This is a genomic window from Kitasatospora sp. NPDC101801, from assembly GCF_044766665.1.
In the GTDB taxonomy this organism is placed as follows: domain Bacteria; phylum Actinomycetota; class Actinomycetes; order Streptomycetales; family Streptomycetaceae; genus Kitasatospora.
On the sequence record NZ_JBIWML010000060.1, the window covers coordinates 18676 to 30058 of the forward strand.

Consider the following 11383-nt stretch of genomic DNA (forward strand, 5'->3'; position numbering starts at 1 on the left):
CCGTGCTCTTCGACCTCGACGGCGTCCTTGTCGACAGTCGAGGTGCCCAACTCGCCACCCTGGCAGGCTTCGCGACATCTGTTCTTGGCCGCCGCATCACCACCGCAGACCTCCCGGCCGGTGCCGAGACCACCCCGCGCGAGCAGGTACTGGCTGGCCTTGGACTGCACGGGGCGATCAACGAGGACGGCTGGGATGCAGCCACCGCCACCGCCACTCTCGTGGCCGAGACCTTCCCATTCGTCGCCGACACCCTGACCGAGCTCCGGGCCGCAGGTGTGGCCACCGGCATCGTCACCTTGCGAAGCCGGCGCAGGCTGAGCTGGCTGCTGCCGCCCGACGTCCTCGACCTGATGGACACCGTCGTCTGCTACGAGGACGCGGCGCCCAAGCCCGCACCTGACGGCCTGTGGCTTGCCCTCGGACGGCTCGGAGTCGCCCCCGGCGACGCCGCGTTCGTCGGAGACATGGAGGCCGACATCCACGCCGCCCGGGCGGCGGGAGTCACCGCTGTCGGTGCCGGCTGGGGTTTCGCCGGGCCCGAGGCGCTCGCCAGGGTCGGCGCAGACCTCGTCCTTCCGCAACCGGCGGAGTTCGCCGCAGTACTGCTCCTTCTGATGGGCGTCGGGCAGCCGAGCGAAGAAGCCAAGCGATCTTGACCCCGGACCCGCTACTCTTGGTGGTGCAGCCGCAGCGGACTGTTCTGTCCAGCGCGGCTGTACCACCTGTGAGCAACGGATCTGGAGTCATGGTCTACACCGTGGGGGCGCGAGCTATCTGCGTCGAGCTGGAGAACTGAGAACCCCTCAGTCCCTGTTCTCGGCCCGGCTCGGCGTGTGATCTCCCCCCACCTCTCCACGACTCTTCCGTGAGGCCATACCGCCATGCGCTCGACGCAGATCCGCTCCACCTTCCTGGACTACTTCACCTCCCGCGGCCACCGCGAGGTCCCGTCCAGCCCACTCATCCCCTCCGACCCGACCCTGCTGCTGGCCAACGCCGGCATGAACCAGTTCAAGCCCTACTTCCTGGGCGAGGTCACCCCGGAGTTCTCCCGCGCCACCAGCATCCAGAAGTGCGCCCGCACCTCCGACATCGACAACGTCGGCCGCACCAACCGGCACGCCACCTTCTTCGAGATGCTCGGCAACTTCTCCTTCGGCGACTACTTCAAGGCCGACGCCATCGCCTACGCCTGGGAACTCCTCACCGAGGGCTACAACTTGGAGAAGGACCGGCTCTGGGTCACCGTCTACGAGGACGACGACGAGGCCGAGCAGCTCTGGCGCAAGATCGGTGTCCCCGCCGAGCGCATCCAACGCCTGGGCATGGAAGACAACTTCTGGTCCATGGGCGTCCCCGGCCCCTGCGGGCCATCCTCCGAGCTCCACTACGACCGAGGCCCCGCCTTCGGTCCCGAAGGCGGCCCGGCCGTCGACGGCGAGCGCTTCATGGAGATCTGGAACCTCGTCTTCATGCAGTCCCAGCGTGGCGAGGGCGACAAGAAGGGCAACTTCCCGATCCTCGGCGATCTTGCCCAGCAGAGCATCGACACCGGCCTCGGCCTCGACCGGCTGGCCGCGATCCTTCAGGGCGTCGAGAACGTCTGCACCACCGATCTGCTCCTGCCCACCCTGAAGACCGTTCAGGAACTCGCCGGCCGCGAATACCCGGGCACCGGCGAGGAGAAGGTCTCCTTCCAGGTCGTCACCGAGCATGCCCGGTCCATCGCCTTCCTCATCGCCGATGGCGTACTGCCCGCCAAGGACGGCCGCGGCTACATCCTGCGACGCCTCATGCGCCGCGCGATCCGCCACGCCCGCCTGCTCGGCATCGACCAGGACGTCCTCGCTCCGACCACCAGCAGCGTGATCACCAACCTCAGCGACGTCTGGACCGAACTCTCCGACCAAGCCGCCCTCATCGAGCGTGTCGTCACCGCCGAGGAGGAGTCGTTCACCCGTACCCTCGCGCAGGGCACCCGGCTGCTGAACGCCGCGATCACCCGTACCCGCGAGAGCCGCTCCGCCGCGCTGCCCGGCGAGACCGCCTTCGAACTGGCCGACACCTTCGGCTTCCCCCTGGAACTGACCGTCGAGGCAGCCCACGACGCCGGGCTGACCGTCGACGAAGACCGCTTCGCCACCCTGCTGGACGAGCAGAAGAAGCGCGCCAAGGCCGGCGGCAAGGCCAAGACCACCGAAGCCCTGCGCAAGCAGGACACCTACCGTGAACTGTCCGCCCACCTGCCCCGCACCGACTTCCTCGGCTACGACCATCTCGCGGCAGAGGTCACCGTCCTGGGCCTGATCTTCGACGGCGCCATCACCACCACCGCCCCCGAAGGCGCCGACGTCGAACTCGTCCTCGACCGCTCACCGTTCTACGCCGAGGCCGGCGGCCAGATCGGCGACACCGGCACCCTGCGCACCACCGACGGCACCCTCCTGCGGATCACCGACACCCGATACGGCCTGGAAGGCTTCCGCGTCCACAGCGCCCGCGTAATCGAAGGCGAGATCCGCACCGGAGCAAGCGGCGAAGCCACCGTCGACGCCGACCGCCGCAAGGGCCTCATGCGCTCCCACTCGGCCACCCACATCCTGCACGCCGTCGTCCGCGCCACCCTCGGCGACCATGCCCGCCAGCAGGGCTCCCTCGTCGAACCCGACCGGCTCCGCTTCGACTTCGCCCACTTCTCAGCCGTCACCCCCGACCAGCTAGCCGAGATCGAAGCAGCAGTCAACGCCCACGTACTCGACGACCCGGCCGTACGGGCCTGGCACGCCGACCGTGTCGAAGCCGAGGCCGCCGGCGCCATCGCCCTGTTTGGCGAGAAGTACGGCGACACCGTACGCATCGTCGACATCGGCGACTTCTCCCGCGAGCTTTGCGGCGGAACCCACGTCGGCCACGGCTCCCAGGTCGGTGCCTTCCGCCTGCTCAGCGAATCCTCGGTCGGATCCAACCTCCGCCGCATCGAAGCCCTCACCGGCCACGGCACCCTCCGCCACCACGACACCGAGCGCCGCCTGCTCGAAGAGGTCTCCACACTCCTCGGCACACGCCCGAAGGATGCTCCCGAGGCCCTGCACAAGCGCCTCGACGCCCTGGCCACCACGCAGCGGGAACTTGCCCGCCTGCGCGAGGCCGAACTACGGAGCCAGGCAGGACAGCTCGCCTCGGGCTCCCGCCAGGTACCCGGGGGCCGGATCGTCTCGCAGCGGGTCGCAGGGCTGGGGGCGGATGACCTCCGCGTCCTCGCCGCTGGCACAGCCGACCGCCTCCGCAACGACCGCGCCGTAGTCGTCCTCGGGACCGAACACGACGGCAAAGCCCTGCTCGTCGCCGCCATCACGCCCAGTCTCCTCAGCGACGGAGCCGAGGCCAGCCAGATCCTCGCCGCTGCCGCCCGCGCCGTAGGCGGCGGAACAGGCGGCAAGGGACCAGTCGCCAACGCCGGAGGCCGCCGCGTCGAAGCCCTCGACGAGGCCCTCAGCATCGCCGTCCAGGAAGCGACCCGCGCCCTCAACCAGTAGACGCCCACGCGCATGAGCATGCTGCAGGCGGCGGCCCCACGCAGAGGCCGCCGCCCGCAGCACGCCCCCCGCCACTACGGATCAGCGCTCCAACAAGTCTTTCACCAGGACGACGCTGCCGTAGTTGGTGACGTCCCACCGCCACGTGCCCGTCGGCACGTAGCCACGCTGGCGGTACCAGCCGACCAGCTCGGTCGCCTGGGACGACGTATCGATCACCACCTGTCCGGAACCCAACACGGCAATCCGCTCCTCTGCGAGTCCCAGCAGCCGCTGCCCCAACCCGGTGCCCCGCTGCGACGGCTCCACCGCCAGCTGCCAGAACGACCCCGCGCCCACCGGAGCCGGGTACCCCTCCGGGGCCGCAAAAGGAGCCGCCACCGTCACCGTCGCCACCATCGCGTTCCCCTGAAAAGCCACCCAGCACTCACCCTTGCCAAGGCGGTAGGCCGTGTCCTGCACGGACTGGTACGAGGCAAAGAACACCCGCCCGGCGGCGGCGTGATCGGCGTATGCGCGATGCAGCAAGCAGGTCAGCCGCTCCACCGAGTCCCCCTCGGCGAAGCGCCGCACGGTGCCCAAGCCAAACGGGCCGTCTCGAGTCGGCGGTTCAGTTGATCGATGAGTCACAGCACCAAGTGTCGGCCGAACGCTGACCTACTGCCTGCTGGCTGATCGACGCTCCGGCCAGACCCCCAGCGGTAACCCAGCGTTGACCACTACAGTCGTTTCCATGAGCGACTCCGACGCACCCGAGGTCGTTGCCCAGCCGCGCACCGCCGCCGGCGTGCTGTTCTTCGACGAAGCTGACCGCGTGCTCCTGGTGAAGCCCACGTATAAGCCGGGATGGGAGATCCCGGGCGGTTACCTCCACCCCGGTGAGACTCCGAGCGAAGGCGCGGCCTGGGAGGTAAAGGCGGAACTCGGTATCACCCCGCCCATCGGTCACCTCCTCGCAGACTGGGCACTCCACCCGAGGGCGACAAGCTGCTGTTCGTCTTCGACGGGGCATCATCCCGGCGGCCGAGCGAGCTCAGATCAACCCGGACGGAGTGGAGATCGGCGAGTACGCCTTCCACATCGCCGACCAGTTCGACATGCTCCTCGTCCCTGGCCTGGCCCGGCGAGTCCGCGCTGCCATCGACGCCCGTTCTCGCTCGGCGACCGTCTACCTGGAGCACGGGACACCTCACCCCTGACCGCCGCGGCCGGACCGCCGCGCCTCTGTTTGTCCACGTCAGCGATCAAGGACGTTTCGCCGGTGGCCCGGATGGTGACCTCGATGGTTACTTCGGCCAGACCGCAGGTACCGACCGTGATCCAGAAGGGGATGCCGATCAACTCGACGGCGCGGAACTTCACGCCGGGCCGTTCGTTGCGGTCGTCCAGGAGCACGTCGATGCGCTCGTCCGTCAGCTGCCGCTACAGGACGTCGGCAGCCGCGGACACCTCTTCGTCGCTGGCGCTGATCCCGACGACGGCGACTTGCGCTGACGCGGCGGTGTACGGCGTAGACCTGTAGAAGACTGGACCGCGACAGACTCCCCCTTAGAGCCCGCTACGAGAAGAAACGAGCCTCCCGTGCCACCCCGCAAGAAGCAAGCCAAGCCGGAGGACATGAAGTCGATCCTCTGGAGGTCGGCCGACAAGCTGCGCGGCAGCCTGGACGCAGCTGAGTACAAGCACTTCGTCCTGGGCCTGGTCTTCCTGAAGTACGTCTCGGACGCGATGGAGGAGAAGCGGGAGCAGTTGGAGGAAGCGCTGCGTGGCGGCAGGCTGCTCGCCGAGATGGGACTGGAAGGCGGAGTCTCCGAGGAGCTGGTCCTGAAGACGGTGGAGGACCCGCAGCAGTACACCGGGGCGGGGATCTTCTACGTTCCACCGACTGCCAGGTGGGGCGAGGTTCTCAAGCGGGCAAAGGTCAGCACGGACGGGCCCAGCGTCGGTGAGGTCATCGACTCGGCCATGAGGACCATCGAGAAGTTCAATCTGCCGCTGAAGGACACCCTTCCGAAGATCTACAACAGTGGCCGGGTGGACGAGACGACTCTGGCCGAGCTTGTAAAGCTTCTCGACCAATTGACTTTCCAGTCGCAAATCTCCCTGGATGGCACGCGGACTGGAGCGCGAGACCTAATGGGGGAGGTGTACGAGTACTTCCTGGAGCAGTTCGCCCTCGCCGAGGGACGCAAGGGCGGCGAGTACTACACGCCGCCCTCGGTGGTCCAGCTGTTGGTGGCGATGCTAGAGCCGCAGGAGGGCGAGCGAGTACTCGACCCAGCGTGCGGTTCGGGCGGCATGTTCGTGCAGTGCGAGAAGTTTGTGGAGCTGCACGAGGGCAACCGCTTCAACGTCTCAGTCTTCGGCCAGGAACGGAACCAGACCACTTGGCGGCTCGCCAAGATGAATCTCGCTATCCACGGCATCGAGGTGAATCTGGGTGAGGAGCCGGCCGACTCCTTCCACAACGACCAGCACCGTGACGTGAAGGCAGACGTGGTCCTCGCCAACCCGCCGTTCAATATCTCCGACTGGGGCGGTGAGCGGCTCGGCGCGGACAACCGCTGGAAGTATGGGACTCCGCCGGCCGGCAATGCTAACTTCGCGTGGATCCAGCACATGGTCAGCAAGCTCGCGGTGGGCGGACGGGCCGGAATCGTTCTGGCCAACGGGTCGATGAGCAGCAAGTCGGGCGGGGAGGGCGACATCCGGCGGGCCATGGTCGAGGACGACCTGGTCGCCTGCATGGTGGCGCTTCCGGGGCAGCTGTTCCGTTCAACGCAGATCCCGGCGTGCCTGTGGTTCCTCGCCGAGAGCAAAGGCAAGCGGCGCGGCAGCGAGCCGTGGATCTCGCCAGAGCGGGCAGGGCAGATCCTGTTTGTCGACGCACGCGAACTCGGCTTCATGAAGACGCGCACGATGCGGGATCTGAGCCCAGAAGAACTGGAACGGGTCGCCGGAACGTTCCGGGCCTGGCGCGGCGCTGGCAAGGACGACTACGCGGACGTTCCGGGCTTCTGTCGCAGCGTCGCCCTTGAGGAGCTACGCGAACACGATTTCGTACTCACGCCGGGGCGCCACGTAGGAACCGCCGAGGTTGCCGAGGATCCTGACGCCGAGTCGGTCGAAGCCAAAATCGCGCGTCTGACAACGCTGCTGCGGGAACAGTTCGTGGAGTCGGAACAACTGGCGAAGATCGTGGACGGGCAGCTGGAGAGGGTTCGATGAGCATCTGGCCTGAAGTCCTCTTTGGTGAGCTGTCCGCTCCCGAGCGAGGATCATTCTCCATGGGGCCATTTGGCTCGAATATCACGAAGGAGAACTACGTTCCCATTGGAGTTCCCGTGGTGCGAGGAGTGAACCTCTCGAGAGGAACATTCTTCGACGACGGGTTCGTATTCATCACACCAGAGAAGGCTAACGGGCTCTCCTCGGCCAATGTCGCCCCCGGTGACCTGGTGTTCACGCACCGGGGGACAATTGGCCAGATCACCATGATTCCGCGGAGTCCCAAATATTCACGCTACGTCATCGGCTCTAGTCAGGTGAAATGTCGGCTCGATGAATCAAGGGCGGCTCCCGAGTTCTACTACCACTGGTTTACCTCACCCCGGGGGCAACGTGACATTCTTGCGCACACGTCGACGGTTGGCGTGCCTGGAATTTCGACTCCCCTAACCACCATCAAGCATCTCAAAGTGCCGTACCCAAGCTTGCCTGAACAGCAAGCCATCGCCGAAGTCCTCGGCGCCCTGGACGACAAGATCTCAGTCAACGAACGCCAGATCACAACTCTCAACGAGCTGCGGTCAGCCTGGTACGAGAAGGTGGCCGCATGCGCTGCGATCGACGCGGCACCTCAATCGGTGGCTGAACTCGCCAAGAACGGCTTCATGGAGCTAGGAGACGGCTACCGCACCAAGCAGTCCGAGCATGGCGAACCTGGGCTACCCATCCTCAGAGTCGCCGATGTCGCCCAGGGGTTCATTATCCCTAGCTTCTCTCATTACGTAAGCAACGCATACCGATCCGCGATGGGCCCGAAGGTATCCAAGAAGGGCGACGTTGTACTGACGACGAAGGGAACCGTTGGCCGAGTAGCACTCATCGAGGGCGGCGATCCAGAGTTCGTATACAGCCCTCAGGTCTGCTAATTCCGTCTCACTGATGGCAGTCCGATTTCTCCCCTGTATCTACTCCATTGGTTCCAAGGAACGGAGTTCTGGAGTCAGGCAGGTGGCCTCAAGGGGCAGACCGACATGGCCGACTACCTCAGCTTGCGAGATATCCGATCGCTCAGAATTACCGCTCCATCGCCCCCCAATCTTGCCGAGTTCAGTCGCATCTGCAACCCAATGCAAGCCCACGCCGAATCCATGCGCGGCCAGAACCGCACTCTCGCCGAGCTCCGCGACACATTGCTCCCCCAGCTCGTCACCGGAAAGATTCGTGTCAAGGACGCCGAACGCATCGTGGAGGACGCCACATGACCACCGAGGGGGGGACGGATGGCGCCACCGCCCGCGCCATGTCCGAGCAGGAGTGGGAGGCTTACGCGCTCGATCAGCTCGCCGAGCGCGGCTGGCAGCACGTCCCGGGGACCGAGCTTCGACCGCGCGACGGAAAGCGCAAGGGGTGGGACGACCTCGTCCTGTATCCGAGCCTGCGGACAGCCATCACTACCCGCTATCCGTCGCTGCCTTCGGCCGCTGTTGAGGATGCGATCGAGAAGCTGCTGGCCAAGTTCCCGGCGAGCGAGGTGCGGCTGAACTGGGCCTTCTACCAGCGCCTCAAAGCTGGAGTGAAGGTGACCTACACCGCCCCCGGCTCCCAGGAGGAGCAGCACGTCACCGTCCGTCCCATCGACTTCGCGGCGCCTCATGGCAACGATCTGATCGCCGCGAACCAGGTCCGGGTCAAGGGCGTCCGCAATCGCACCTTGATCTTCGACATTGTCCTGTATGTGAATGGGCTTCCAGTCGCCGTCATCGAACTGAAGAAGGCGAGCGGTCCCGACGACTCCCGCGCCGCCTTCGACCAGGTCCAGAACTACCGCCGTGAGCTCAAGCCCGACGGCATCTTCCGCACCATCCTCCTCACGCTCGCCAGCGACGGCATATCCGCTCGCCTTGGCACCCCCTTCACCTCATGGCAGCACATGGCCCCCTGGCACGCTGAGGAGGACGGAACCCTGCTCCGCTCGCACGAGCGGCAGGACGACCGCGCCCTCGATCGCATGATTCACGGCGCGCTCGAACCCGATCGTTTCCTCGACCTGATCGGTAACTTCCTGTCCTACTCGGCCGAAGGAACCGGCGGCGAACCCGACACGGTGAAGCTTGCCAAGGTCCACCAGTTCGTCGCTGTCCGACAGGCGATCGCCGCCACGGCCTCCGCAGCGGCCACAGATGGCAGGGCTGGCGTCGTCTGGCACACCCAAGGCGCCGGCAAGAGCGAGGAGATGCTCTTCTACACCGGGCTCCTCGCTCAGATCCCAGAGCTCCCCAATCCCACTGTCCTGCTCCTCACCGACCGCATCGATCTGGACACCCAGCTCTTCGCCACCTTCGTGAAGAGCAAGAGCCTGGCCATGGTCGGAGGCACCCCGAAGAAAGCCACCACAGCGTCGCAGTTGCGCGAACTCCTCACCCGACGCGAGTCGAGTGGCGGCATCATCTTCAGTACGCTGCAGAAGTTCCGGCTAGGCAAGGCTGAACGGGAAGCAGGCGCCCGGCACCCCTTGATCACCGACCGCCGCGACCTCGTCGTCATCGTTGACGAGGCTCACCGCAGCCACTACGACCTGGAGGACGGCTTCGCCCGCAACCTCCGTGACGCACTTCCCCAGGCCACCTTCATCGCCTTCACCGGCACCCCCATCGACAATCAGATCGGCTCCACCAGCCAGGTCTTCGGCCCGACGATCCACACGTACGACCTCACCCAAGCCGTCGACGACGGCGCCACCGTGCCCGTCTTCTACGAGCCGATCCTGCACAAGGTCGCCCTTCCCGACGGAGTCGACCTGGACGAGCTCAACGCCAGGGCCGAGGGCCTTGTGGAGGGCCTGAGCGAGGACGAGAAAGCACGGGCTCAGACGTACTTCGCCCGATTCGAAGACCTGATCGGCGCCCCCGAACGCGTCGGGGCAATGGCAGACACGATCCTCAGCCATTGGGACACCCGCCGCCGGGAAATGTCCAAGCTGACCGGCCGGACCGGCAAGGCAATGATCGTCTGCTCCTCGCGCCGCAACGCCGCCCGGCTGTTCCGAGCCCTCGCCAAGCGCCGGCCGGAGTGGACCGGCACCCCAACTCCGGAATCTGAGCTCTACCCGGACAACTCCGGCAAGATCCGCGTGGTCTTCACCGGCAACCCAGGCCGGGACCCGGACGACATCGCGGACTTTGTCCGTACGCCCGACCAGTTGAAGAAGATCCAGAAGCGTGTAGGCGACGCCGATGACGAGCTGGAGCTGATCATCGTCCAGTCGCTGTGGCTGACCGGCTTCGACGCCCCACCACTGCACACCATGTATCTTGACCGCCGGATGCGCGGCGCCGCCCTCATGCAGGCAATCGCCCGCGTCAACCGCACCTGGGACGAGAAGCCGTCCGGACTGGTGGTGGACTTCCTGGGTGTGGCCAAGGAACTCAAGTACGCGCTGGCCGAGTACTCCGAGGAGGACCAGGAGCGCGAGACGATCGGCGCGGACCTCTCGCAGGCCGTGCAGTCGGTCCACGAGATGCACCGCAAGGTGTCCGAGGTTCTGAGCGCTTGCCCCTGGCAGCGCACTATGGCGGCAACCGGCTTCCGCGACGCGCTGGCGGACGTCCTCGAACTCCTGGAGACGGCGGAACCCGGCCTCGAACCCGGTCAACCCAGCCGCGACCAGCGCTTTGGGCACTTCTCGCGGCTGCTCTCCCAAGCATTCTCGCTCTGCTCCACCCACCCCGACGTCCAGGACCTCCTACCGGACATCCACTTCTTCGCGGCCGTCCGCACCTCACGCCGCAAGCACGCCACCGAGCATCGTCAAGAGCTCGGCCTGGCCACCGAGGCCGACGTCCGCAGGATGATCGAGCAGCTCAACGCGGAAACGGTGGCTGCCGACGGCGTCGTCGATATCTACGACGCCGCTGGTCTCACCAAACCCGACCTCTCCCACCTCGACGAGGGCTTCGTACAGCAGCTCAAGGAGAGCCGCCACCCCAACCTGGCGCTCAAGGCGCTCCGCGAGGCGATCGCCAAGGAGATCCAGGCGGCGCACCCCAGCAACATCGTCAGGCAGAAGGAGTTCACCGAGAAGATGAAGTCGGTGATGAACCGCTACCACAACGGCCTCATCACCTCGGCCGAGGTCGCTGACCTCCTCGTCGACCTCGCCCGGACACTGTCTGCCTCCCGCGAGCGTGCCGCCGAGCTCCACCTCACGGAGCACGAGATGGCCTTCTATGACGCCATCGCTGCCAACCCATCCGCCCTGGAGATGGGGCAGGATGTCCTGTCCAAGATCGCACGCAAGCTGTACGAGCAGGTGGCTCTAGACGTCACCATCGACTGGCGGATCAAGAGCCAGGCCCAGGACCGGATCCGTGCCAAGGTCAAGCTCCTGCTCAACTACTTCGGCTACCCACCGGACGAGGAGCTGGACGCGGTCGAACGTGTCCTGAAGCAGACCGAGGTCATCGCGGACGATCTGGCCTGACGGTTGGCTACCTCCGGGGGGGGGGGGGGGGGGGGGGGGGGGGGGGGGGGGCCGCCCGCCCCCCCCCCCCCCGCCCCCCCGCCGCCCCCCCCCCCCCCCCCCCCCCCCCCCCCCCCCCCCCCCCCGCCCCGGCTCA

8 protein-coding genes and 1 pseudogene are annotated in these 11383 nt (G+C 66.4%); 7 read left to right on the forward strand and 2 right to left on the reverse strand.

Features of this window, described 5'->3' with window-relative positions; translation table 11 throughout:
* Positions 1–2 precede the first annotated feature (2 nt).
* Together ACIRPK_RS34725 and alaS are read left to right on the forward strand one after the other, a co-directional pair.
* Positions 3–659 carry an HAD family hydrolase gene (locus tag ACIRPK_RS34725; RefSeq protein WP_403046381.1) on the forward strand — a complete coding sequence of 219 codons (657 nt, stop codon included), beginning with the start codon at positions 3–5 and terminating at the stop codon, positions 657–659.
* A gap of 225 nt (positions 660–884) precedes the next feature.
* Complete coding sequence (alaS, locus tag ACIRPK_RS34730) at positions 885–3539, forward strand: alanine--tRNA ligase (protein ID WP_403046384.1); 2655 nt, start codon at positions 885–887, stop codon at positions 3537–3539.
* Positions 3540–3620: 81 nt separating this feature from the next.
* Here alaS and ACIRPK_RS34735 read toward each other — a convergent pair whose 3' ends face one another.
* Positions 3621–4085, reverse strand: coding sequence for a GNAT family N-acetyltransferase (locus ACIRPK_RS34735; protein ID WP_403046387.1), 465 nt, complete (start codon positions 4083–4085; stop codon positions 3621–3623).
* 187 nt (positions 4086–4272) lie between these two features.
* Between ACIRPK_RS34735 and ACIRPK_RS34740 the strand changes: the two are divergent.
* Positions 4273–4443 (forward strand): annotated as a pseudogene (locus ACIRPK_RS34740) (NUDIX domain-containing protein); the annotation flags it as partial.
* 134 nt (positions 4444–4577) lie between these two features.
* On the opposite strand, the gene ACIRPK_RS34745 reads toward ACIRPK_RS34740, so the two are convergent.
* Positions 4578–4955: a His/Gly/Thr/Pro-type tRNA ligase C-terminal domain-containing protein gene (locus ACIRPK_RS34745; protein ID WP_403046405.1), complete on the reverse strand. Its 378-nt coding sequence runs from the start codon at positions 4953–4955 to the stop codon at positions 4578–4580.
* 165 nt (positions 4956–5120) lie between these two features.
* On the opposite strand from ACIRPK_RS34745, the gene ACIRPK_RS34750 reads away from it, so the two are divergent.
* From ACIRPK_RS34750 to ACIRPK_RS34765, 4 genes are all read left to right on the forward strand, one after another.
* On the forward strand, positions 5121–6767 hold the full coding sequence (locus ACIRPK_RS34750) for a type I restriction-modification system subunit M (protein WP_403046390.1): 1647 nt from the start codon (positions 5121–5123) through the stop codon (positions 6765–6767).
* On the forward strand, positions 6764–7693 hold the full coding sequence (locus ACIRPK_RS34755) for a restriction endonuclease subunit S (RefSeq protein ID WP_403046393.1): 930 nt from the start codon (positions 6764–6766) through the stop codon (positions 7691–7693). Before ACIRPK_RS34750 ends, ACIRPK_RS34755 begins: the two co-directional genes overlap by 4 nt.
* 105 nt (positions 7694–7798) lie before the next feature.
* A complete protein-coding gene (locus tag ACIRPK_RS34760) occupies positions 7799–8029 on the forward strand; it encodes a restriction endonuclease subunit S (RefSeq protein WP_403046396.1) in 231 nt (76 codons plus the stop codon).
* Complete coding sequence (locus ACIRPK_RS34765) at positions 8026–11247, forward strand: type I restriction endonuclease subunit R (protein WP_403046399.1); 3222 nt, start codon at positions 8026–8028, stop codon at positions 11245–11247. The genes ACIRPK_RS34760 and ACIRPK_RS34765 overlap by 4 nt, the downstream gene beginning before the upstream one ends.
* The last annotated feature ends 136 nt before the right edge of the window (positions 11248–11383 follow it).

Excerpts from the sequence above, each read along its gene's own strand:
- alaS (WP_403046384.1), top strand. The coding sequence starts at position 885 with ATGCGCTCGACGCAGATCCGCTCCACCTTCCTGGACTACTTCACCTCC.
- ACIRPK_RS34755 (WP_403046393.1), top strand. The coding sequence starts at position 6,764 with ATGAGCATCTGGCCTGAAGTCCTCTTTGGTGAGCTGTCCGCTCCCGAG.
- ACIRPK_RS34760 (WP_403046396.1), top strand. The coding sequence starts at position 7,799 with ATGGCCGACTACCTCAGCTTGCGAGATATCCGATCGCTCAGAATTACC.
- ACIRPK_RS34765 (WP_403046399.1), top strand. The coding sequence starts at position 8,026 with ATGACCACCGAGGGGGGGACGGATGGCGCCACCGCCCGCGCCATGTCC.